The sequence below is a fragment of the Pseudomonas sp. Choline-02u-1 genome (genome assembly GCF_002836515.1).
Lineage (GTDB): Bacteria > Pseudomonadota > Gammaproteobacteria > Pseudomonadales > Pseudomonadaceae > Aquipseudomonas.
Map to the genome: position 1 here is coordinate 38325 of NZ_PJBC01000064.1, position 23352 is coordinate 61676.

23 protein-coding genes are annotated in these 23352 nt (G+C 61.1%); 8 read left to right on the forward strand and 15 right to left on the reverse strand.

Translation table 11 applies throughout. The features are described from left to right. Positions 1-44: 44 nt before the first annotated feature. Both CXF97_RS20790 and CXF97_RS20795 read right to left on the reverse strand, forming a co-directional pair. Complete coding sequence (locus CXF97_RS20790) at positions 45-806, reverse strand: YdcF family protein (RefSeq protein WP_101160591.1); 762 nt, start codon at positions 804-806, stop codon at positions 45-47. A gap of 104 nt (positions 807-910) precedes the next feature. After that, positions 911-1234: a hypothetical protein gene (locus CXF97_RS20795; RefSeq protein ID WP_101160594.1), complete on the reverse strand. Its 324-nt coding sequence runs from the start codon at positions 1232-1234 to the stop codon at positions 911-913. A 246-nt stretch (positions 1235-1480) separates the two neighbouring features. Here CXF97_RS20795 and leuS point away from each other — a divergent pair, with 246 nt between their 5' ends. The 5 genes from leuS to CXF97_RS20820 all read left to right on the forward strand — a co-directional run bounded on the left by leuS (position 1481) and on the right by CXF97_RS20820 (position 7596). Continuing rightward, positions 1481-4087, forward strand: coding sequence for a leucine--tRNA ligase (gene leuS, locus CXF97_RS20800; RefSeq protein ID WP_101160597.1), 2607 nt, complete (start codon positions 1481-1483; stop codon positions 4085-4087). 87 nt (positions 4088-4174) lie between these two features. Beyond that, positions 4175-4780 carry an LPS assembly lipoprotein LptE gene (gene lptE, locus CXF97_RS20805; RefSeq protein WP_101160600.1) on the forward strand — a complete coding sequence of 202 codons (606 nt, stop codon included), beginning with the start codon at positions 4175-4177 and terminating at the stop codon, positions 4778-4780. 39 nt (positions 4781-4819) lie between these two features. Next, the gene (gene holA, locus CXF97_RS20810; protein WP_101160601.1) at positions 4820-5857 is read left to right on the forward strand and encodes a DNA polymerase III subunit delta; all 1038 of its coding nucleotides are present in this window, start codon (positions 4820-4822) and stop codon (positions 5855-5857) included. A gap of 190 nt (positions 5858-6047) precedes the next feature. After that, entirely contained in the window at positions 6048-6212 is a 165-nt protein-coding gene (arfA, locus tag CXF97_RS20815; protein WP_016773035.1) for an alternative ribosome rescue factor ArfA, read from the forward strand. A gap of 61 nt (positions 6213-6273) precedes the next feature. Further along, positions 6274-7596 carry a lytic murein transglycosylase gene (locus CXF97_RS20820; protein ID WP_101160603.1) on the forward strand — a complete coding sequence of 441 codons (1323 nt, stop codon included), beginning with the start codon at positions 6274-6276 and terminating at the stop codon, positions 7594-7596. A gap of 110 nt (positions 7597-7706) precedes the next feature. On the opposite strand, the gene CXF97_RS20825 is transcribed toward CXF97_RS20820, so the two are convergent. The 13 genes from CXF97_RS20825 to CXF97_RS20885 form a co-directional block, all read right to left on the reverse strand. After that, the gene (locus CXF97_RS20825; RefSeq protein ID WP_101160605.1) at positions 7707-8657 is read right to left on the reverse strand and encodes an LD-carboxypeptidase; all 951 of its coding nucleotides are present in this window, start codon (positions 8655-8657) and stop codon (positions 7707-7709) included. A 170-nt stretch (positions 8658-8827) separates the two neighbouring features. Next, positions 8828-9826: a lipoyl synthase gene (gene lipA / locus CXF97_RS20830; RefSeq protein WP_178081223.1), complete on the reverse strand. Its 999-nt coding sequence runs from the start codon at positions 9824-9826 to the stop codon at positions 8828-8830. A 25-nt stretch (positions 9827-9851) separates the two neighbouring features. Then, on the reverse strand, positions 9852-10499 hold the full coding sequence (gene lipB / locus CXF97_RS20835) for a lipoyl(octanoyl) transferase LipB (protein WP_024014445.1): 648 nt from the start codon (positions 10497-10499) through the stop codon (positions 9852-9854). Beyond that, on the reverse strand, positions 10499-10774 hold the full coding sequence (locus tag CXF97_RS20840; protein ID WP_093098020.1) for a DUF493 domain-containing protein: 276 nt from the start codon (positions 10772-10774) through the stop codon (positions 10499-10501). Before CXF97_RS20840 ends, lipB begins: the two co-directional genes overlap by 1 nt. Before the next feature lie 87 nt (positions 10775-10861). Next, positions 10862-12019 carry a D-alanyl-D-alanine carboxypeptidase family protein gene (locus CXF97_RS20845; RefSeq protein ID WP_016773028.1) on the reverse strand — a complete coding sequence of 386 codons (1158 nt, stop codon included), beginning with the start codon at positions 12017-12019 and terminating at the stop codon, positions 10862-10864. Between the two features lie 187 nt (positions 12020-12206). Then, positions 12207-13217 (reverse strand): septal ring lytic transglycosylase RlpA family protein, encoded by a 1011-nt coding sequence (locus tag CXF97_RS20850; protein WP_101160609.1) that lies wholly within the window; start codon positions 13215-13217, stop codon positions 12207-12209. After that, complete coding sequence (gene mltB, locus CXF97_RS20855) at positions 13217-14227, reverse strand: lytic murein transglycosylase B (protein ID WP_101160611.1); 1011 nt, start codon at positions 14225-14227, stop codon at positions 13217-13219. The genes CXF97_RS20850 and mltB overlap by 1 nt, the downstream gene beginning before the upstream one ends. A gap of 17 nt (positions 14228-14244) precedes the next feature. Continuing rightward, the gene (rodA, locus tag CXF97_RS20860; protein ID WP_042610663.1) at positions 14245-15348 is read right to left on the reverse strand and encodes a rod shape-determining protein RodA; all 1104 of its coding nucleotides are present in this window, start codon (positions 15346-15348) and stop codon (positions 14245-14247) included. A 31-nt stretch (positions 15349-15379) separates the two neighbouring features. Beyond that, complete coding sequence (gene mrdA / locus CXF97_RS20865; protein WP_101160613.1) at positions 15380-17275, reverse strand: penicillin-binding protein 2; 1896 nt, start codon at positions 17273-17275, stop codon at positions 15380-15382. A gap of 10 nt (positions 17276-17285) precedes the next feature. After that, positions 17286-17753 carry a 23S rRNA (pseudouridine(1915)-N(3))-methyltransferase RlmH gene (rlmH, locus tag CXF97_RS20870; RefSeq protein ID WP_011063671.1) on the reverse strand — a complete coding sequence of 156 codons (468 nt, stop codon included), beginning with the start codon at positions 17751-17753 and terminating at the stop codon, positions 17286-17288. Between the two features lie 9 nt (positions 17754-17762). Continuing rightward, a complete protein-coding gene (gene rsfS, locus CXF97_RS20875) occupies positions 17763-18257 on the reverse strand; it encodes a ribosome silencing factor (protein ID WP_016773024.1) in 495 nt (164 codons plus the stop codon). 72 nt (positions 18258-18329) lie between these two features. Next, positions 18330-19052, reverse strand: coding sequence for a nicotinate-nucleotide adenylyltransferase (gene nadD / locus CXF97_RS20880; protein ID WP_101160615.1), 723 nt, complete (start codon positions 19050-19052; stop codon positions 18330-18332). Next, positions 19021-20292 carry a glutamate-5-semialdehyde dehydrogenase gene (locus CXF97_RS20885; RefSeq protein ID WP_101160617.1) on the reverse strand — a complete coding sequence of 424 codons (1272 nt, stop codon included), beginning with the start codon at positions 20290-20292 and terminating at the stop codon, positions 19021-19023. The genes nadD and CXF97_RS20885 overlap by 32 nt, the downstream gene beginning before the upstream one ends. A gap of 177 nt (positions 20293-20469) precedes the next feature. Between CXF97_RS20885 and CXF97_RS20890 the strand changes: the two genes are divergently transcribed. From CXF97_RS20890 to CXF97_RS20905, 3 genes are all read left to right on the forward strand, one after another. Further along, complete coding sequence (locus tag CXF97_RS20890; protein WP_101160620.1) at positions 20470-21165, forward strand: DNA-3-methyladenine glycosylase; 696 nt, start codon at positions 20470-20472, stop codon at positions 21163-21165. 124 nt (positions 21166-21289) lie between these two features. Beyond that, on the forward strand, positions 21290-22606 hold the full coding sequence (locus CXF97_RS20900; RefSeq protein WP_101160624.1) for a bifunctional DedA family/phosphatase PAP2 family protein: 1317 nt from the start codon (positions 21290-21292) through the stop codon (positions 22604-22606). Positions 22607-23002: 396 nt separating this feature from the next. Further along, on the forward strand, positions 23003-23329 hold the full coding sequence (locus tag CXF97_RS20905; RefSeq protein WP_101160627.1) for a hypothetical protein: 327 nt from the start codon (positions 23003-23005) through the stop codon (positions 23327-23329). Positions 23330-23352 lie beyond the last annotated feature (23 nt).

The following is a 23352-nucleotide window of genomic DNA, read 5'->3' on the forward strand; positions in this document are numbered from 1 at the left end:
GATTCCCTCTGTAGGAGCTGCCGCAGGCTGCGATCTTTTGATCTTCAGCGGTAAAACAGCGAATACCCCACCTGCCCCACCGCCTCATTGAGCAGTTGCCCGCTCTGCCAGATCGATTTGAACTCGGGCAGCCAGCCGCCAAACGGCCGGGCGTTATCAGTGCCGAGGAAACCAACCGGCGCCGGTACCACCTCGAATCCCGCCTGTTCAAAGCTCCACACCGCGCGCGGCATGTGCCACGCCTGCGTCACCACGACGACCCGCTTGATCTCCTGCGGCAACAGAATATCTGCCGTCATCCTGGCGTTTTCCCATGTGGTGCGGCTCGCGCCTTCCTGCCAGCGCACGGTCACGTCGAAGTCATCGCGCAGTGAATCCGCCATCAATTTCGCCTCGGTCGGTGGCGTGCCGTAATGCAGGCCGCCACTGGTCAGGATCGGCAAGCCCGAGGCTTTGGCCAGGCGTGCGGCGTATCGCTGACGCTCAAGGCCGACGCCGGTCGGCTGGTCTTCGCCCCAAGCCAGATCACCGCGCTCACGCCCCGAACCCAACACCACAATCGCATCGGCGCGTTGCGCCAGGGTCGTCCACTCTGACCGCGCTAGCGGCGGCTCACGTTCCAGCGCCTTGGCGCCCCACTGCACCACCACCGGCAGGCTCATCAGCAGCAGGCCACCAAAACCAATGCCGAAACATACGCCCGCCAGGCGCGGCCGCGAGCGGCGCAGCCACCAGGCGGCCAGCAACAGCAGCAGAAGAATGCCGGGCGGCAATAAAAGTTGTTTGATGAAATATCGAAAGGGCATCGGGCATCTCCAAAGATGCCCGAAGCCTAAGAGTGTTGATTACGAGTTACAACCAATAGGCGGGATCCTGTTGCAAAAGATCCGTGTCCTGACCTGCCATGCGCTTACTTGGCCTGCACAGAACGCACCTTGCCGGTGTCTCTGCGCGGCGCCTTGTCCTTGAGCCAGATGACCTTGGCCGAATGTGTCGCATCGAGCTGCTTCACTGCTTGAGACAGGCATCCCTGCGTTTCACGTTCACTGCGATCCAGATAGGCCTTGACCAGTTTGAACTCGGCGGGGCTCAAGCCACGCAATTCCAGTTCCAGGGGGCGCTCGTCGCGCAGCCGGCCAGCGGTTTTCACGGCGTCCAGCGCCATGCCCAGACGATCGATCAACCTTTCGTACAACTCGGGTTTCGTTACGTTATTTTTCCGTTGCTCCACCATCCCTCACCTCATTGAAGATAAGACTCACTCCCCAGTTAGAGCTTAGCTTCGCTGCACGAACCGGCTACACGCCGCGACCAACGGCCCTCGCCACTCAAACGCTCGGGCAAACAGCTGTAATCAGGGTTTCCCTCGGTCAAGCGCGGTCATGTATGCTACGGCGCTTCCTGTCATTCCACTTCCAGCGCATCCCGGATGCCGCCGTCGAAGAGGATTAGGCCACCCCTATCCAGTACAAAAGTAGCCATGCACGAACAATATCAGCCCCGTGAGATCGAAGCCGCCGCCCAGTCCTTCTGGGATGAGCAAAAGTCCTTTGAAGTCAGTGAACAGCCAGGCAAGGAAACCTACTACTGCCTGTCGATGTTCCCTTACCCCAGCGGCAAGCTGCACATGGGCCACGTGCGCAACTACACCATCGGCGACGTGATCTCGCGTTACCAGCGCATGCAGGGCAAAAACGTTCTGCAGCCAATGGGTTGGGATGCGTTCGGCATGCCGGCGGAAAACGCCGCGATGAAGAACAACGTAGCGCCCGCCAAGTGGACCTACGAAAACATCGCTTACATGAAGTCGCAGCTGCGCAGCCTCGGCCTCGCCGTGGACTGGTCCCGTGAAGTGACCACCTGCAAGCCGGACTATTACCGCTGGGAGCAATGGCTGTTCACTCGCCTGTTCGAAAAGGGAGTGATCTACCGCAAGAACGGCACCGTGAACTGGGACCCGGTCGACCAGACCGTACTGGCCAACGAGCAAGTCATCGACGGGCGCGGCTGGCGCTCCGGCGCGCTGATCGAAAAGCGCGAAATCCCGATGTACTACTTCAAGATCACCGCTTACGCGGACGAGCTGCTGGAAAGCCTCGACGAACTGACGGGCTGGCCAGAACAGGTCAAGACCATGCAGCGCAACTGGATCGGCAAGTCCCGTGGCATGGAAGTGCAGTTCCCGTACAACGTCGATTCGATCGGCGAAGCCGGCACTCTGAAAGTCTTCACCACCCGTCCGGACACATTAATGGGCGCGACCTATGTCGCCGTGGCCGCCGAGCACCCGCTGGCTACCCTGGCCGCGCGGAACAACCCTGAGCTGCAAGCGTTCATTGCCGAGTGCAAGGGCGGCAGCGTCGCTGAAGCCGATGTCGCCACCCAGGAAAAGAAAGGCCTGCCCACCGGCCTGTTCGTCGAGCACCCGCTGACCGGTGAAAAACTGCCGGTATGGGTCGCCAACTACGTGCTGATGCACTACGGCGACGGCGCGGTCATGGCCGTACCGGCGCACGACGAGCGCGATTTCGAATTCGCCCACAAGTACAACCTGCCAGTGAAATCGGTGGTGCGCACCAGCTCCGGTGACACCAACCCCGCGCCGTGGCAAGACGCCTACGGCGAGCATGGCACGCTGATCAACTCCGGTGAGTTCGACGGCCTCGACTTCGCCGGCGCATTCGACGCCATGGAAGTGGCCCTGATCAAGAAAGAGCTGGGCGCCTCGCGCACCCAGTTCCGCCTGCGCGACTGGGGCATCAGCCGCCAGCGCTACTGGGGTTGCCCGATCCCGATCATCCACTGCGCTGCGTGCGGTGATGTACCAGTGCCGGAAGATCAGTTGCCTGTCGTTCTGCCGGAAGACGTGGTCCCGGACGGCGCCGGTTCGCCGCTGGCGCGCATGCCCGAGTTCTACGAATGCAGCTGCCCGAAATGCGGCGCACCGGCCAAGCGTGAAACCGACACCATGGACACCTTTGTCGAGTCGTCCTGGTACTACGCCCGCTACGCCTCGCCGCACTTCGAAGGAGGTCTGGTCGAGAAATCCGCCGCTGATCACTGGCTGCCGGTGGATCAGTACATAGGTGGTATCGAACACGCCATTCTGCACCTGCTCTATGCGCGTTTCTTCCACAAACTGATGCGCGACGAAGGTCTGGTCAGCTCCAACGAGCCATTCAAAAACCTGCTGACCCAGGGCATGGTGATCGCCGAGACTTACTATCGTCGCGAAGCCAACGGCGCCTATACCTGGTTCAACCCGGCCGACGTAGAACTGGAACGCGACAGCAAAGCCAAGGTCATCAGCGCCAAACTGAAAACCGACGGCCTGCCGGTGGAAATCGGCGGTACCGAGAAGATGGCCAAGTCGAAGAACAACGGCGTCGACCCGCAGTCGATGATCGACCAGTTCGGCGCCGACACCTGCCGTCTGTTCATGATGTTCGCCTCGCCGCCTGACATGAGCGCGGAATGGTCGGACTCCGGCGTTGAGGGCTCGCACCGCTTCCTCAAGCGCGTCTGGCGTCTGGCGCAAGCTCACGTCACTCAGGGCTTGCCGGGCAAACTCGATATCGCCGTTCTGAGCGACGAGCAGAAGACCGTGCGTCGTGCGATCCACCTGGCGATCAAGCAGGCCAGCCATGACGTCGGCCAAAACCACAAATTCAACACGGCCATCGCTCAGGTGATGACGCTGATGAACGTACTGGAAAAAGCCGCGCAAGGCAGCGAACAGGACCGCGCGCTGCTGCACGAAGGCCTGGAAGCGGTGACCCTGCTGCTAGCGCCGATCACCCCGCACATCAGCCATGAATTGTGGAAGCAGTTGGGCCACGCCGATGCCGTAATCGACGCAGGCTGGCCGGCCGTGGATGAAAGTGCTCTGGTGCAGGACAACCTGACCCTGGTCATTCAGGTCAACGGCAAGCTGCGTGGGCAGATCGAAATGCCCGCCATCGCCACTCGCGAAGAAATCGAAGCCGCCGCGCGCGTCAACGAAAACGTGCTGCGTTTCGTTGACGGCCTGACCATTCGCAAGGTGATCGTGGTACCGGGCAAACTGGTCAACATCGTCGCCAGCTAAATTGGATCGGGTGCCGGGTCGCCTGGCACCCAGTTAAACCTTTCGGGCCGCAGAGTCGGCTCACCTGGTTTCAAGGGGAGCAACACAATGATCAAACGCAATCTGCTGGTGATGGGCCTCGCCGTTCTGCTGAGCGCCTGCGGTTTCCAGTTGCGTGGTACCGGCACCAACGAACTGTCGATCAAGGAACTCGACCTGAGCGCGCGCAATGCTTACGGCGAAACCGTGAGACAGCTGCGTCAGACGCTGGAGTCCAGCGGCGTCAAGGTCTACACCGGTGCGCCGTACAAGCTGTATTTGGCTGACGAGCAGGAAAGCCAGCGCATCCTCAGCTATGCCGGTGCCGGTCGCACGGGCGAGTACCAGGTCAGCACCGTGCTGAGCTATGACATCCGCGGCGACAAGGATCTGTCCCTGCTCAGCGACAAACTCGAAGTGCAGAAGGTCTTCATTCACGACGGCAACAACCTGGTCGGCTCCGATCAGGAAGCCAACGACGCCCGTAATGAAATCCGCCGCGAGCTGGTGCAGCGCATGATGCTGCGCCTGTCGCAGCTGACCCCGGGTCAGTTGCAACAACTGCAACAAACCGCCAATGACCGCGCCAAGGCTGAGGCCGATGCGCTGGAAGCGGCGCAAAAGGCTGAAGCGGAAACCCCGCGTCAGTCGCCGCTCGAAATCCCGCAGCAGTAAGCCGGCCGGGGCGCCCAGGCGCCCCGCTCGCCCTTCCTTATGAAGCTCGCTCCCGCGCAACTCGGCAAACACCTGCAAGGCGCACTTGCGCCGGTCTACATCATCAGCGGCGATGACCCGTTGCTGTGTCAGGAAGCCGCCGACGCCATCCGCAGTGCTGCTCGCCAGCAAGGTTTCGATGAACGCCAGGTCTTCGCCGCCGACGCCAATTTCGATTGGGGCACGTTGCTGCAAGCTGGCGCGAGCATGTCGCTGTTCGCCGAAAAACGCCTGCTGGAGCTGCGTCTGCCATCAGGCAAACCCGGCGACAAAGGTGCTGCGGCGCTGATCGAATACTGCTCGCGCCCCGCTGAAGACACTGTTCTGCTGATCAGCTTGCCCAAGCTCGATGGCAGCGCGCAGAAAACCAAATGGGGCAAAGCGCTGGTCGAAGGCCCGCAAACCCAGTTCGTGCAGATCTGGCCGGTGGATGCCAATCAGTTACCGAGCTGGATCCGTCAGCGCCTGTCGCAGGCAGGCCTGTCGGCCAGCCAGGACGCGGTCGAACTCATTGCTGCGCGTGTCGAGGGCAACCTGCTCGCCGCCGCGCAGGAAATCGAAAAGCTCAAGCTGATGGCCGAAGGTGGGCAGATCACCGTCGAAACCGTGCAGGCTGCGGTAGCTGACAGTGCACGTTTTGACGTGTTCGGCCTGACCGACGCGGTGCTCAACGGCGAGCCGGCCCACGCCTTGCGCATGCTTGAAGGTTTGCGCGGCGAAGGCGTCGAGCCGCCGGTGATCCTCTGGGCGCTGGCGCGGGAGTTGCGCCTGCTGGCCAATATCTCCCTGCAATACAGTCAGGGCACGCCGCTGGACAAGTGCTTCAGCCAGTCGAAACCGCCGGTCTGGGACAAGCGCAAGCCACTGATGAGCAAGGCTCTGCAACGCTATTCGGCGCAACGCTGGGCGCAGTTGCTGCTCGAAGCACAGCGTATCGATGCACAGATCAAGGGCCAGGCAGCCGGTTCGCCGTGGATGAGCCTCAGTCGCCTGGCTCTGTTGATGGCAGGCCAGCGCCTGTCTTTGCCTGCCGAATAAGATCAAGAGATCGTCCGAACGCGGCCCGAGCCTTCGGCTGCTCTTACACCAATCCTTGCAGGAGCTGCGGCACGCTGCGATCTTTTGATCTTGTTTTCCCACAAACATTACCCATATTTGCCCTATAGACAGACGCGTCACATCGGCAGACTATTTCCCCCGCAAAATCCACCTCACCGAGAGAATCTTCATGAGCAAAAAGCCAGCAAAGCATGGCCCCAACAAGGCCAAATCCATCGTCGCCCAGCCCTTGTTCCGCAGCCGCCAGGAACGACCAGCCAAGGGCAAAGGCAGCTACCGCCGCGAAGCCTTCCGGTCTGACAACCGGGAGGCTTTTTACTTTCTGGCTGCCTGAGGCGCACTACCCCCCGCTCATGTTAAGGTCTGCACCTGATTCGTTTCCCCTGGAACTGTGCATGCCCCCAAGTCTTTCCCGTCGATGGCCCGTGCGCCAATTGATCGCTGCCTCCAGCTTCATCCTGCTTGTCGCCTGCGCGGAAAAACCCACCGCCGCCGATGCACAACCGCTTCAAGCCGCCCCGGTCACCACGGCCCCAGCGATCATCCCGCCGGTAGTGCCGTCCGCTGATCCGCTCGATATTCAACCGACCCAGACCTTCGCCGAATGGCAAGCCGGTTTCCGCAAGGATGCCCTGGCCGCCGGGATTCGCCCCGAGCTGTTCGATCAGGCATTTGCCAATGTCAGCTTCGACGCCAGCGTGATTCGGGCCGACCGCAGTCAGCCGGAGTTCTCCCGCCCGGTGTGGGAATACCTCGACGGTGCGTTGTCACCGTTGCGCGTGCGTAAGGGTCAGGCGCTGATCAATCAGTACGCCGACATTCTGCAAAGCATCGAGCAGCGTTATGGCGTTGATCGTCAGGCACTGGTCTCGGTGTGGGGCATGGAAAGCAATTTCGGCCAGTTTCAGGGCAGCAAGTCGGTGATCAACTCGCTCGCTACCCTCGCCTACGAAGGCCGTCGTCCAGGCTTTGCCCATGCGCAATTGATCGCCGCCCTGCAGATTCTGCAACAGGGCGATATCACCCCGGAGAAAATGCTCGGCTCGTGGGCCGGAGCAATGGGCCAGACCCAGTTCATTCCGACCACTTACAATACTCACGCCGTGGACTTTGACGGCGACGGTCGCCGCGACATCTGGGGCAGCCCGGCCGATGCGCTGGCCTCGACCGCTCACTACTTGCAAAGCTCGGGATGGCAGCGTGGCCAGCCGTGGGGCTTCGAAGTACAGCTGCCGAGTGGCTTCAACTACACCCTGGCCGATGGCGCGATTCGTAAAAGCGTCGCCGAATGGCGGCAACTGGGCGTGAACCTGCCCAATGGCGCGCAGGTGCCAGCCGGCTCCGAACAACTCTCCGCTGCCCTGCTGTTGCCGGCCGGTTATCGCGGCCCGGCGTTCCTGATCCTCGACAACTTCCGCGCGATTCTCAAGTACAACAATTCCTCGTCCTATGCACTGGCGGTAAGCCTGTTGTCCGAGCGCTTTGAAGGCGCGGGTCTGATCAATGGCAATTGGCCGAAAGATGATCTGCCGCTAAGCCGCACGGAACGCATCGAACTGCAAACGCTGCTCAGCGCGCGCAACTACGACGCCGGCACGGCGGACGGGATTATCGGCGCCAATACGCGCAAAGCGATTCGCAGTGCCCAGCAAGCGCTGGGGTGGCCGGCAGATGGTTATCCGACGCACAAGTTGCTTGAGAGCCTTCGCGCCCAATAAAAGCTTTCGGGAGCAAGTCCCCTCTCACATTCGACGGTGTTCCAACTGAGGGACGCGTTCAAATGTGGGAGGGGCTTGCTCCCGAAGACAATTTGTCTATCGACAAATCTTCAATCTTTGATGACTACATCCTGCTCCAGCAGCAACTCCTGCTTCCCCGCATCCAGCCGCACCAGCGCGCCCAACGGCAGCGTCAGGTTCGGGTCGCAATGGCCACAGCGCCAACCCGACAACACCGGAATCCGCAACGGCCCAAAGGTTTGCTTGAGCAAGCGATTCAGCGCGGTGACATCCACCCCGGCGATATCACCAACCAGCACACCGCGCAGTCGGGCCAGCTTGCCGGCCAGACGCATCTGGGTCAGGAGCCGGTCGATGCGATACAACGGCTCGTTGATGTCTTCAATGAACAGAATCACCCCTTCGACGTCGATTTCGTAAGGCGTGCCCAGGGTCGCGGCGATCATCGCCAGATTGCCGCCGAGCAAGCGCCCATGCGCGATGCCCGGTTCGACGGTTGATAACGGATACGCCACCGGATGGCTCAGCACACTCCCCGTCCTCATTTGCCCGCGCAGCATGGCGAAAAATGAAGTCACCGTCGGCGGCTCCTTGTCGCCCAGCAAGTCGGCATTGAGCAGCGGTCCGTGAAAGGTCACAAAACCGGCGTAACGACTGATCGCCAGGTGCAACGCGGTGATATCGCTGTAGCCGACAAACGGCTTGGCATGACGGCTCAGCAGATCGTAATCGATGCGGTCCAGCAGACGCGGTGTGCCGTAGCCGCCGCGCAGACAAATGATCGCGTCGACTTCGGGATCAGCGAACGCCGCGTGCAGATCGCGCAGGCGTACCGCGTCACTGCCGGCCAGATAGCCATCCTTTTCATAGACGCCGGCAAAGACTTTCAGCCCATAACCACGGGCGCGCATCCATTGCACCGCCTTATCAGTGTCCAGAGCACCAGGGCCGGCAGGTGCAATGACACCGATCAGCCCTTCCGAGGGCAGTGCGGGCACCGCTTTGTGAGGGCAAAGTGTATGGGGCGGTCGAACGGTCATCCTTGGATCTCCCTGTAAATTGATGCTCACACATTAGTCAGGAACGTGAACAAACAGAAGAGGATCACTCACGCCGTACCTCGAAGGAAAAAACAGCAATGAATGTAAGTCGGGCAAAAAAATGCCCGCCGGGTTTCAAACCTCGGCGGGCATTTTTCTCTGGTGCTGAATCAGGAACCCAGCAGCTCGGCCTTGACCAGCTTCGCCTGCTCGTCGGCGTGGTACGAGGAGCGTACCAGCGGGCCCGAAGCGACGTTCTTGAAGCCCATCTTGTAACCTTCCTCGGCGAACCAGGCGAAGGTGTCCGGGTGCACGAAACGCTGCACCGGCAAGTGGCTGCGCGACGGCTGCAGGTACTGACCGAGAGTCAGCATGTCGATGTCGTGTTCGCGCATGCGCTTCATGACTTCGATGACTTCGTCGTCGGTCTCGCCCAGCCCCAGCATCAGGCCGGACTTGGTTGGAATGTGCGGCATCATCTGCTTGAAGCGTTGCAGCAGGGTCAGCGACCACTGGTAATCCGAACCCGGCCGCGCGGCCTTGTACAGACGCGGCACGGTTTCCAGGTTGTGGTTGAATACATCCGGCGGCTCGGCGGCGGTAATTTCCAACGCAATGTCCATGCGCCCACGGTAGTCCGGGACAAGGGTCTCAAGCTGCACGTTGGGCGACAGTTTGCGGATTTCGCGGATGCAGTCGGCAAAGTGCTGAGCACCGCCGTCACGCAGGTCGTCGCGGTCAACCGAAGTGATCACCACGTATTTGAGCTTGAGGTCAGCGATGGCGATGGCCAGGCTTACCGGCTCGTTGACGTCCAGTGGCTTCGGACGACCGTGGCCAACGTCGCAGAACGGGCAGCGACGGGTGCAGATGTCGCCCATGATCATGAAGGTCGCGGTGCCGCCGGAGAAGCATTCGCCTAGGTTCGGGCAGGACGCTTCTTCGCAGACACTGTGCAACTTGTGCTTGCGCAACAGGCTCTTGATGCGGTCGACTTCCGGCGACACCGGGATGCGCACGCGGATCCAGTCGGGTTTCTTCGGCAATTCGGTGGTCGGGATGATCTTGACCGGGATGCGTGCAACCTTCTCGGCGCCGCGCAGCTTGACGCCGGCTTCAACCTTGGGACGCGGGGCCGGGCGCTCGGTCACGTCGAGCGTCGGGATCATGGTTTGCACTGCATCAGTAGTCATATCAGTCGATTCCGCCCGTGAGGGTCGTCTGCTCAGCATAGTCGAGGTGTTTGACGAGCTGCGCGCGCAGCCGGGCACTTACCTCGGCAAATTCAATCGATCCTGCGTGATCGCTCAGCTGGGTCATGGCCAGCCCGGCGTAGCCGCAGGGATTAATCCGTCGAAACGGTTCCAGGTTCATATCCACGTTCAGGGCCAGGCCATGAAAGGAACAACCGTGGCGAATGCGCAAACCCAGAGAAGCGATTTTCGCTCCGTCGACATAGACGCCGGGAGCATCCGGCTTGGCCGCGGCGGTGACGCCGTAGCTGGCCAGCAGTTCGATCAGGCAGGCTTCCATGCGGCTGACCAGGTCGCGCACGCCGAAACCCAGCTTGCGCACATCCAGCAACAGATAGGCCACCAGTTGCCCGGGGCCATGATAAGTCACTTGGCCGCCGCGATCGACCTGCACGACTGGAATATCTCCCGGCAGCAACAAGTGTTCGGCCTTACCGGCCTGGCCCTGCGTGAACACCGGCGGGTGTTCGACGAGCCAGATTTCGTCGGCGGCAGCGTTGCCGCGTTCGTTGGTAAAGCGCTGCATGGCATGCCAGACCGGCTCGTAAGCCATCTGGCCCAGCTCGCGAAAGCCCAGCGTGCCGTGCATCACAGCACCATGTGCACGAAGCCGGTCGCCCGCAGTTCGCTGTTGATGTTGTACAGCTGATCCTGATCGGTGGCGACAATGTGCAGCTGGATGGTGGTGTACTTGCCGGTGCTGCTTTGACGTTCGTCGATGCGCTCATCATTGATGGTCGCGTGTTTCTTGACGATCTCGATGATCTGGTCTTTGCGGCCGACGCCCGTATCGCTGATCACCTTGACGGGATAATCCGTAACAGGGAATTCGATCTTTGGCGCCTTTACTTCGGTATCGGTCATGGCGTAACGGCCTCTAATAGCACAAGCCGTGGTAACGCACATGGCCCCGCTCCGGATCGGGGCGGGGCCATGCAGGTCAACACTGAATCAGTTGAACAAGCCGTAGAAGAATAGTCGGATGCTATCCCACATGCGGCGGAAGATACCACCCTCCTCGACGCCATCCAGAGCGATCAGGTCGGCGCTGTGCACCACCTTGTCTTCCAGTTTGACTTCGACTTTACCGATCACGTCGCCCTTGGCGATGGGTGCGACCAGTTGCGGGTTCATGGTCATGCTGGCAGCGAGCTTCTTCAGCTGGCCTTTTGGCAGAGTCATGGTCAGGTCTTGCGCCAGACCGGCCTTGACCTGGCTGGTGGTGCCTTTCCATACCGGCGCCTGCGCCAGTTCAGTGCCCTTCTGATAGAAGGTCTGGGTTTCGAAGAAGCGGAAACCGTAAGTCAGCAGCTTCTGGGTTTCAGCGGCACGGGCCACTTCGCTGTTCGTGCCGAACACTACAGCGATCAGGCGCTGGCCGTCACGTACCGCCGAGGACACCATGCAGTAGCCGGCTTCGTCGGTGTGGCCGGTTTTCAGACCGTCGACGGTCTTGTCGCGCCACAGCAGCAGGTTGCGGTTAGGCTGCTTGATGCCGTTCCAGAAGAACTCTTTCTGCGAGTAGATCGCGTAGTGAGCCGGGTCTTCGTGGATGATTGCGCGAGCAAGGATCGCCATGTCGTGAGCGGACGAATAGTGCTCAGGGTTCGGCAGACCGGTCGGGTTCATGAAATGGGTATTGGTCATGCCCAGTTCGGTGACGGTCTTGTTCATCAGGTCGGCGAAGGCGTCTTCGCTGCCGGCGATGTGCTCGGCCAAGGCGACGCTGGCGTCGTTACCGGACTGGATGATGATGCCGTGCAGCAGGTCGCTGACAGTCACCTGCGAGCCAACCTTGATGAACATCCGCGACCCGCCGGTGCGCCAGGCGTTTTCGCTGACAGTCACCGGGTCATTTTCACCGATCTGGCCGCGACGGATTTCCAGGGTCGCGATATACGCGGTCATCAGCTTGGTCAGGCTGGCCGGTGGCAGACGCTGGTCGCCGTTGTTTTCGACCAGTACGTTGCCGCTGCTCGCGTCCATCAGAACGTAGGCCTTGGCGGCCAGTTGTGGTGGCGACGGCATCATCTCGGCCGCGAAGGCGGCTGGCGAGAGGAGCAGCGGGACTAGCAGACACAGGCGTTTGGCAAAGGTGGTGATGTTCATCCGTCTCTCGAAATCGCTAATGGAAACTTGCCCGAAGGCAAAACTTATTCAGACAGCCTTCTAACGGGCCATCGCGTGTTCAGTTGCTCACTCCAGTCACCCTTGCCGGGCTTTTGTTCTTCGACGAGCCAACAACCTGGTTCACCCCCCGAATACCGCAAGTGAACCGTCAATCAAGGTCTACGTATTACTCGGTGACCACGCTGGGCGAACCCAGGTTGGCCAGACGCACACTGTTCTGCACCTGGGCGATCTCACCCGGCGAGCCGATCGGCCCCAGGCGTACCCGGTGCAGGGTCTGCTGATTGCGCACGATCGAGCTGATGAACACCGGCGCGCTCACCATCCCGCTGAGCTTCGACCTCAGCAACTCGGCAGCGTCCGGGTTGGCGAACGCGCCCACCTGCAGATACTGGCCAGACGCTGGTGCAGAAGCGTTTTTTTTTGCATCGATCTGCACGGGCACCACGGCCGCGGCATGTTGCTGCGGCGGCGGCGTCCATTGCTCGACGGTGCCGGCCGAAGCCGTAATCACTGGCGCGCTGGTCTGCGCCACTTGCGGCTCGTTGAGCATCAGCGGCGCCGGACGCCCCTTGGCCGCCCACCACTGCTGCGGATCAATGCCTTCGACCTTGACCCGCGCGGTGCCGGTCTCGGCATAGCCGAGCTTCTTCGCCGCCGCGTAGGACAAGTCGATGATGCGATCGGAGTAGAACGGGCCACGGTCGTTGACGCGCAGGATCACCGTCTTGTTGTTGTCCAGGTTCGTCACCCGAACGTAACTTGGCAGTGGCAAAGTCTTGTGCGCGGCGCTCATGCCGTACAGGTCATACACTTCGCCGTTGGCGGTGTTCTGACCATGGAACTTGGTGCCATACCAGGACGCCGTGCCCGAAGCCACGTAGGTCTTGGATTCCTGCAGCGGGAAATAAGTCTTGCCCAGCACGGTATACGGGTTGGCCTTGTACGGGCCGGTGTGCAGGGTCGGCGTCGCATCGGGGATGCGCGAGACATCGACATCCCACCATGGCGCGCCGTCTTTGTGCGCACGGTTGATGTCCAGGCCCGGTTTGGCGCGGACAGCGGTGGACGGGGTTTTCTGCGTCGGCGTGCGGCTGGTCGTGCAACTGGCGACCAAGACTGCCAACGCAGCGAAAGCCACCAGCTTCAGGGGTTTATTGTTAGGCAATGCCTGCATTACTTGACGCCCCGTGCTTGTACCAGCTGTTCAGACAGTTGATGTACGGCCATGGCGTACATCACGCTGCGGTTATAACGCGTGATCGCGTAGAAATTCTGCAGGCCCATCCAGTATTCAGGGCCGTTGTCGCCTTCGAGGCGAAATGCGGTAACCGGCATATCATCGCGCAGCGCATCATGACTTGACCAGCCCAGCGCCCGCAACTCTGCGACCGTCTTCACTGGTTCAATGCCGGTGGTCAGGCCTTCATCGACCTGCTCGCCGCGCACATCGGCGCGGCTGACCACCGGTTCACCGGCGACCCAGCCATGACGCTTGAAATAGCTGGCGACACTGCCGATCGCATCGTCCGGGTTGTTCCAGATATTGATGTGGCCGTCACCGTCGAAGTCCACCGCGTAGGCGCGAAAGCTGCTCGGCATGAACTGCGGCAGGCCCATCGCCCCGGCGTATGAGCCTTTGAGGGTCAGTGGGTCGACTTGCTCTTCACGCGCCAGCAGAAGGAACTCACGCAGTTCCTTGCGGAAAAAGTCGGCACGCGGAGGATAGTCGAAGCCGAGGGTCGATAGAGCATCGATCACCCGGAAATTTCCGGTATTACGTCCGAAAAAGGTCTCGACGCCGATGATCGACACGATGACTTGAGCCGGCACGCCATATTCCTGCTCGGCACGCGCCAGCGTCGCCTCGTGCTGGCGCCAGAAATCCACACCGCGGGCGATGCGCGCGTCGGTAATGAACATCGGACGATATTCGTTCCACTGTTTGACCCGTTCGGCGGGCTTGGAGATGGCGTCGAGGATCGACTGCTTGCGTTGCGCCTCGCGGAACACACCCATCAGTTGTTCACCGGCGAAACCATAGTCGCGGGTCATTTCACCGACGAATTCGGCCACCTGCGGCGAGCCTTCATAGTCGCCGGCCAGCGCTTCCTGCACGCCCCCCAGCAGGCCCATCAGGCCAACCAGCGGCGCGCATCGAGTCGCCCAGCCACGCATTACTTGCATTGCACTCTTCACCTTATTCAAACCTGTGCGATCCACTTGCGATGGGTATGGATCGACATCAAAACCCCAAACGCTGACAGCAGCGTCACCAGCGAAGTTCCTCCGTAGCTAATGAACGGCAACGGCACCCCTACGACCGGCAACAGGCCACTGACCATACCGATGTTGACGAAAACGTAAACAAAAAAAGTCATGGTCAACGCGCCAGCGAGCAATTTGCCAAACAGCGTTTGCGCCTGGGCGGTGATTACCAGCCCGCGACCGATCAACAACAAGTAGATCAGCAGCAGCGCGCAGATACCCACCAGACCGAACTCTTCGCCAAGCACGGCAATGATGAAATCGGTATGGCTTTCCGGGAGGAAGTCCAGGTGCGACTGGGTGCCAAGCAGCCAGCCTTTGCCGAATACGCCACCTGAACCGATGGCGGCTTTCGACTGGATGATGTTCCAGCCGGTACCCAGCGGATCGCTTTCCGGATCGAGGAAGGTCAGCACGCGCTGCTTCTGGTAGTCGTGCATGACGAAAAACCACATCGCTACCGACACCGGCACCGCCGCCGCCAGTACGCTGAGAATCCAGCGCCAGCGCAGGCCACCCATGAACAGGACGAAGGCGCCACCGGCGAGAATCAGCAGCGAGGTACCGAGGTCCGGCTGGCGCACGATCAGAATGAACGGCACGCCAATCAGCATCAGGCTGATGCCGACATGTTTGAGTTGCGGTGGCAAGGTGCGTTTGGACAGATACCAGGCGATGGTCGCCGGCATCAGGATCTTCATGAACTCCGAGGGCTGGAAGCGGATTACCCCGGGAATGTTGATCCAGCGCGTGGCGCCCATGGCGTTGTGGCCCATGATGTCGACGACGATCAGCAAGACCACGCCGATGACGTAACCGAGCGGTACCCAACGGGCCATGAACCGCGGCTCGAGCTGGGCGATGACAATCATCGCGACCAGGCCGATGCCGAACGACGTGGCCTGCTTGCCGAGCAGATCCCAGCTTTTGCCGCTGGCCGAATACAGCACGAACAGGCTGCCGGCGGCGAGGATCAGCAACAGGATCAACAGCGGGCCATCGATATGCAGCCTTTGCAGCAACGTCGCGCGGCGACGCATCACATCCTCGCTGGAGAGCATGCGATCGAAATTATTCATCACGGGCCGTGGCCTCCGAAGTGATAGGGCTGGCGTACTCGGCTTTCAGATGGCCGTTCTGGTCGAGCAACCAGGCGTCCATGACCTGGCGCACCACGGGCGCGGCAACGCCGGAACCGGACTCACCGTTCTCGACCATCACCGAAACCACGATTTTCGGATCATCAGCCGGGGCGAAGCCGACGAACAGGGCGTGGTCGCGATGGCGCTCCTGGACCTTGGAACGGTCGTATTTTTCGCCCTGCTTGATCGCCACCACCTGCGCGGTACCGGATTTGCCGGCGATGCGGTATTGCGCGCCGATCGCCGCTTTGCGCGCGGTACCACGAGCACCGTGCATCACCTGCTGCATGCCGTGGTTGACCTTGTTCCAGTCGGACGGGTCACGCAGGACGATGTTCGGCATCGGGTTGTCATCCACCGGTTTCACCCCGTCGAGGGACTTGGCCAGATGCGGCCGGTTCCAGATGCCTTTGTTGGCCACCAGCGCAGTGGCCTGGGCCAGCTGCAGCGGCGTCGACTGCATGTAGCCCTGGCCGATCCCGAGAATCAGGGTCTCGCCGGGGAACCACGCCTGTTTGCGCGTTGCGCGTTTCCATTCGCGGGACGGCATCAGGCCCGGGGACTCTTCGAACATGTCCAGCGAAACCTTCTGGCCGATGCCGAACTTGTTCATGTAGGTCGACAGCCGATCAATGCCGAGCTTGTGCGCCAGGTCATAGAAGTAGGTGTCATTGGATCGCATGATCGCTGTGTCGAGGTCGACGAAGCCGTCACCGGTGCGGTTCCAGTTGCGGTACTTGTGATCGTAGTTGGGCAGCATGTAATAGCCCGGGTCGAATACCCGGCTGGATGCCGTGACCACGCCGGCGTCGAGACCGGCAATCGCCACCGCCGGCTTGATCGTCGAGCCCGGCGGGTACAGACCGCGCAACACGCGGTTGAACAGCGGCCGGTCAATGGAATCACGCAACTCGGCGTAAGCCTTGAAGCTGATCCCGGTGACGAACAGGTTGGGATCAAAACTCGGCTGACTGACCATCGCCAACACTTCGCCGGTTTTTGGATCGAGCGCCACCACCGCGCCACGCCGCCCGCCCAGCGCGGCCTCGGCGGCTTCCTGCAACTTGATGTCGAGGCTCAGGACGATGTCCTTGCCGGGAATCGGATCAGTGCGCTTGAGCACGCGCAATACGCGGCCCCGGGCGTTGGTCTCGACTTCTTCGTAACCGACCTGACCGTGCAATTCCGGCTCGTAGAAACGCTCGATACCGGTCTTGCCGATGTGATGGGTGCCGCTGTAATTGACCGGATCCAGCGACTTCAGCTCTTTCTCGTTGATCCGCCCCATATAGCCCACCGAGTGCGCAAAATGCGCGCCCTGCGGGTAATGCCGGACCAGTTGCGCAACCACTTCCACCCCGGGCAGGCGGAACTGGTTCACCGCAATCCGGGCGATCTGCTCTTCGGTCAGCTCGAACAGGATCGGCACCGGCTCGAACGGCCGGCGCCCCTGACGCATGCGCTTCTCGAAGATCACACGGTCCTCGGGCGTCATCTCCAGCACCTCGACGATGACGTCGAGCACCTGTTGCCAGTCGCCGGAGCGCTCGCGGGTCATGCTCAGGCTGAAGCTCGGCCGGTTGTCGGCCACGACCACGCCGTTGCGGTCGAAAATCAGCCCGCGCGTCGGCGGAATCGGCTGCACGTGGACGCGGTTGTTTTCCGACAGGGTCGAGTGGTACTCGTACTGGATAACCTGCAGGTAATACAGGCGCGCGATCAGCACACAGATCAGCGTCACGATCACGATCGCACCGAACACGACACGGCTGCGCACCAGACGGGCGTCCTTTTCGTGGTCCTTGATGCGGATCGGCTGAGACATGAGGGCAGGCTTACTTGTGGTAAGGGTGGCCGGACAACACGGTCCAGGCACGGTACAACTGTTCGCCGATCAGGATCCGCACCAGGGGGTGCGGCAAGGTCAGCGGCGACAACGACCAGCGCTGGTCAGCGCGGGCACAGACTTCCGGTGCCAGCCCTTCCGGGCCGCCCACCATGAAGTTGACCGTGCGCGAATCCAGGCGCCAGCGATCGAGTTCGACCGCCAGTTGCTCGGTGCTCCACGGCTTGCCGTGAACCTCCAGCGTGACGATCCGCTCGTTGTGCCCGACCTTGGCCAGCATGGCTTCGCCTTCCTGGCGGATGAAACGGGCCACGTCGGCATTCTTGCCACGGGTGTTGAGCGGAATTTCCACCAGTTCCAGCGCCAGTTCGGACGGAAGACGCTTGGCATATTCATGCCAGCCTTCTTCCACCCACTTGGGCATGCGTGAACCGACGGCGATCAGGCGCAGTCGCACAGCAATCCCTTAGAACTGGTCTTTGTTGAGCTTGGTGAAATGCTCGTGGGTGTTTTCCGGGCTGTGATGCTTGGCGTCGGCCGCACGGCTTTGCTCGGCACCGGCCCACAGACGCTCCAGGTCGTAGAACTGACGCGCCGAGGCGGTCATCATGTGCACGATTACCAGATCGAGGTCGAGCAGCACCCAGTCGCTGTCGCCCTTGCCTTCTTCGCCCAGCGGCTTGGCGCCCTGCTTTTTCACTTCCTCGCGGACCTTGTCCAGCATCGCGTTGATCTGGCGATTGGAGGTACCGGTGGCGATGATCATGTAGTCAGTGATGCTTTGCTTGTCGCGCACATCAATGATCTGGATGTCCTGGGCCTTGACGTCTTCCAGCGCAGCGACGGCAATCTTGACCAGTTCGTCGCCCTTGAGCGGCTCGTTGGTGTTGACGGCTTCCGGCAGTGGTGCGCTCTTGAACGTGCCTTTGCGCTTTACTTTCGGTAGATCTTTATCAGTCATATGAAACTCGTTTTGCTCATGTATTCGGCGGCTTGGGGATACGGTGATTCGTATCTGTGAAGCACGCCTTGTTCAGTTCGACGCACGGTACAGACCGTGCGCATCGATGTAGGCCAGGACCGCGTCGGGCACCAGGAAACGTACCGACTTACCGCTGGCCAGCAGTTGACGGATCTGGGTGGCGGAAACCGCGAGCGGTGTCTGCCAGACGAATGCAATCTGTCCGCTCGGCCCTTTCAGGGCCAGCGGGTCGCTCACCGAACGCGCTGCCAGCAGGTTGCGCAAGGCATCCGGCGGTTCGCTGTCGGCGTCCGGGCGCTGTAGCACCAGGATGTGGCAATGCTGGAGCAACTCTTCCCAGCGGTGCCAAGTGGGCAGGCCGCAAAATGCGTCCCAGCCCAAAAGCAGAAAAACCTGGGTCTCGGCGGGCATTTCTGCACGCAGCGACTCCAGGGTATCGATGGTCCAGGACGGTTTGTCCCGCTGCAATTCGCGGGCGTCCACTACCAGCGGCGGCAATCCGGCCACCGCGCACTCGACCATCGCCAGCCGATCCTGCGCTGCTACCTGCGGCGTACCACGATGCGGCGGCCGGGCGTTCGGCATCAGGCGCAACTCGTCCAGCGCCAGCGCTTCGACAACTTCCAGCGCGCCACGCAGATGACCGATATGCACCGGATCGAACGTACCGCCCAGCACGCCAATGCGTTGCGGGCGTGACTCGCTGCCGGTGTGCGGCGCTGTCAGGTCGAGGTCGGTCAAGTCAGACCGTCGCCTGGCCGCGCAACTGGCCATCGCCGACCACGATGTACTTCTCGCAGGTCAACCCTTCAAGCCCGACCGGGCCGCGGGCGTGCAGCTTATCAGTAGAAATGCCGATCTCGGCACCCAATCCGTATTCAAATCCATCGGCAAAGCAGGTCGGCGTGTTGATCATCACCGAGGCCGAGTCGACTTCCGCCACGAACCGCCGGGTGTCAGCGAGGTTTTCGCTGACGATCGAGTCGGTGTGATGCGAGCCGTAATGGTTGATGTGTTCGATCGCCTGTTCCAGACCGTCGACCACGCGGATCGAGAGGATCGGCGCCAGGTACTCGGTGTGCCAGTCGTCTTCGCTGGCCGCTACAGCCTCGATGATCGCCTGGGTACGCTCGCAACCGCGCAGTTCGACGCCTTTCTCGCGGAACTGCGCAGCCATCGAAGGCAGGAAATCCCTGGCAACAGCCTGATCGACCAGCAGGGTTTCCATCGCGCCGCAGATGCCATAACGGTAAGTCTTGGCGTTGAAGGCGATGCGCTGGGCTTTTGCCAGATCGGCGTGTGCGCTGACGTAAACGTGGCAGATGCCGTCCAGGTGCTTGATCACCGGCACGCGGGCATCGCGGCTGATGCGTTCGATCAGGCCACGGCCACCACGGGGGACGATGACGTCGACGTATTCCGGCATGCTGATCATCGCGCCGACAGCGGCACGATCAGTGGTTTCCACCACTTGCACCACCGCGGCGGGCAGGTCGGCCTCGGCCAGACCACGCTGAATGCACGCGGCAATCGCGCGATTGGAGTTAATCGCCTCGGAGCCGCCGCGCAGGATGGTCGCGTTGCCCGACTTCAGGCACAGGCTGGCGGCATCGATGGTCACGTTCGGCCGGGATTCGTAGATGATCCCGATGACGCCCAGCGGTACACGCATTTTGCCGACTTGAATGCCCGACGGACGGAAGCTCATGTCGCGGATCGCGCCGACCGGATCCGGCAACGCAGCGACCTGGCGCAGACCGACGATCATGCCGTCGATGCGTGCCGGGGTCAGTTCCAGACGTTCCAGCAGCGCCGGTTCCAGACCGCTGGCGCGCCCGGCAGCCAGATCCAGCTCGTTGGCTGCGGCCAGCTCGGCGCGAGCGGCGTCCAGGGCATTGGCGGCAGCCTGCAAGGCGCGGTTTTTCTGCTCGGTGCTGGCGCGACCGATGACCCGGGAGGCAGCGCGGGCGGCGCGACCCAATCGGGTCATGTAGTCAAGAACGGACTCAGTCATGGTCTGCTGGGGTCTTGGCAAAGAGGAAAGCGGCAGATTATAGCTGTCGCGTCCCGGGACTAACAGCGGTGACGGGCGGATGGTCGAAATGAGCTGCGTTTGGCCGTCGCTCAGACGTAATTAAGCTCAGCGTTGTTATCATCACGACCTCTTGAGCCTGGATAAACCTTGCCCATCATGACCAACGTGCCCCTTTGCCCCGAGTCCGCCCGCCTGCCCGTGGGCCTGCCGGACAGTTTTTTCGACCGCGACGCGCAGGTGCTGGCACAGGCTCTGCTCGGCAAAGTCATCCGGCACCGCGTCGGCGATCTGTGGCTGAGTGCGCGGATCATCGAGACCGAAGCGTATTACTTTGCGGAAAAAGGCAGCCATTCCTCACTGGGCTATACAGAAAAACGTAAGGCTTTGTTTCTGGATGGTGGGCACATCTATATGTACTACGCCCGTGGCGGTGACTCCTTGAACTTCAGTGCGCAGGGTCCGGGCAATGCGGTACTGATCAAATCCGCCTATCCGTGGGTTGATGAAGTCAGCGGTCCGGCGAGTCTGGCGCAGATGCTGCTGAATAATCCCGATGCCCAGGGCCGGCCGCGTCCGACGCAAAAGTTGTGCGCCGGACAGACCTTGCTGTGCAAGGCGCTGGGTTTGAAAGTGCCGATGTGGGATGCCAAGCGTTTCGATCATGAATTGCTGTTGGTCGAAGATACGGGGCCGGCGCCCTCGCAGATCATTCAAACCACCCGGCTGGGCATTCCGCTGGGGCGCGATGAACACTTGATGTACCGCTTCGTTGACGCTGCGTATGCGCAATGGTGCACGCGGAACCCGCTGCGACGGGGCCAGGTCGAAGGCCGGGATTTTATTCTTCTGTAAACGCTTACCCCTGTAGGAGCTGCCGCAGGCTGCGATCTTTTGATTCTGCTTTAAAGAAACAAGATCAAAAGATCGTAGCCTGCGGCAGCTCCTACCGGAATCATCAATAGTCTGGAGTTTTTGTATGGGCCCATGGCTCGATAGCATCACCGGATGGCTCGGTGCCAATCCACAGTGGCTGGCCGCAGCGGTGTTCATCGTTGCGTGCGTGGAATGCCTGGCGATTGCCGGGCTGATCGTGCCGGGCACGGTGTTGCTGTTTGCCGTGGCGGTACTGGCCGGCAGCGGCGCCTTATCGTTAAGCGAGACGCTCCTGCTGGGGTTTCTGGGCGGCATACTTGGCGACCTGATTTCATATTTCCTGGGCCGCCACTTTCACCAGAACATCCGACGCCTGCCCGGCCTGCGCCATCACCCGGAATGGATGGCCGGCGCCGAGTCGTATTTCCAGCGCTATGGCATCGCGAGCCTGCTGGTCGGGCGTTTCATCGGCCCGCTGCGACCCATGCTGCCGATGGTCGCCGGGATGTGCGACATGCCCTTTCCGCGTTTTTTCGCCGTCAGCCTGCTCGCTGCGGCCGGCTGGAGCCTGGCCTATCTGCTGCCGGGCTGGGCCACTGGCGCCGCGTTCCGCCTGCCATTGCCTGAAGGTTTCTGGCTGGAGGCCGGAATTGTCGCCGCCAGCATCGCGCTGATGGTCGGCCTGAGCGTCAACAGCAGCGTGCGTCGCCATCGTCGCGCGACGATCTGGATCGGCGGCATGAGCCTGTTGATCCTGATCGGTCTGTTCATCGGTTACCCGTATCTTACGGCGCTCGACAACGGCGTGATGACCCTGGTACAGGAACATCGCCAGCCAGCGCTGGACGAAATCGCCGTGACGCTGACCCTGATCGGCGAATTTCGCAACATGTTGCTGTTCAGCGCCCTGCTCGTCGTACTGCTGCTGTTGTGCAAGCAGTGGCGCCAGGCGATGTTCGCCGGTGCCACCATGCTGATCACAGCCATGGCCAATACCGGGACCAAATACTTCTTCGCCCGAGTGCGCCCCGAAGTACTCAGTGATCCACTGACCACCTACAGCATGCCCAGCGGCCACGCTTCTGGCGCGTTTGCCTTGTTCCTGACGCTGGGCGTGCTCGCCGGTCGGGGCCAGCCGCCACGCATGCGCCTGACCTGGCTGCTGATCGCTTGCATCCCGGCGCTTTCTATCGCCTTGTCGCGGGTCTATCTGGGGGCGCACTGGCCAACCGACATCCTGGCCGGCGCCATGCTTGCCAGTTGCGTTTGCGCCGCGATGCTATGGCTGAGCCAGCGCCAGACTTCCCTCAACCCAATGCCGTTCAAGATCTGGTGGCTGATCCTGCCATCGATGATTGCCTTGTTCGGCTTCTTCGTACTGCGCCATCTTCCGCATACGCTGCTGCGTTACGCTTATTGATTGAAACGGCACAAGCGTTATTTTCTCGCACTGCTCTTTTCGGAAACTTCCGACAAGGGCAGCGCGATTAACTTATTCGAGTTTTCCAATTGCTCGTAAGTTTTCGCGCGTCAGCTCAGTAACTTTCCCACCTGTAAGCATCCGAAAAAACCGGGTTACACAATTCAACCCTTCGCACTGCCATAAACAACTCCCAACTAAAGAAAAAGCATTAGATTGACCCACCTAACTCAATAACTTCGATCATCAAAACACTTCAATTAACCATACTTTGGAGTTTGTGGCTGTGTTGCTGATCCATCACCCGAGTCATTCATGAGCCCAAAGCTGCCACGCAAACCAGCCGCCACCCTACGACCACCCGCACCCCTCAAAGTGGTCCCCCATGAAGAAAACATGCTGTTCAACTGGGCAGCCCGCGAAACGCCCCCGACCCAGTTCCCCTCCGACGACTTCAAAGGGCTGATTTCGGTCACCCGCAGTGGATTGCCGGCCGAGCGCATCTGGCTGTTCAATTCAGTACCGACCAAAGCCGCCCGCATCGATGACATCGCCGGGCAGGCCGGCGACCGCGCCGAACGGATCGAAGCCGCCACTCGCGCCAGCCATGCCAATGTCTGGGAATACGACAGCTTGATCGACAGTGCCGAAGCGGCAGCCAATTCGATCGTCAGCCTTTCCGGCAACCGCAACGAATTCGTCTACGACGTTACCTGGCCGTGAGTACGCAACGGCCTGCACTGAAG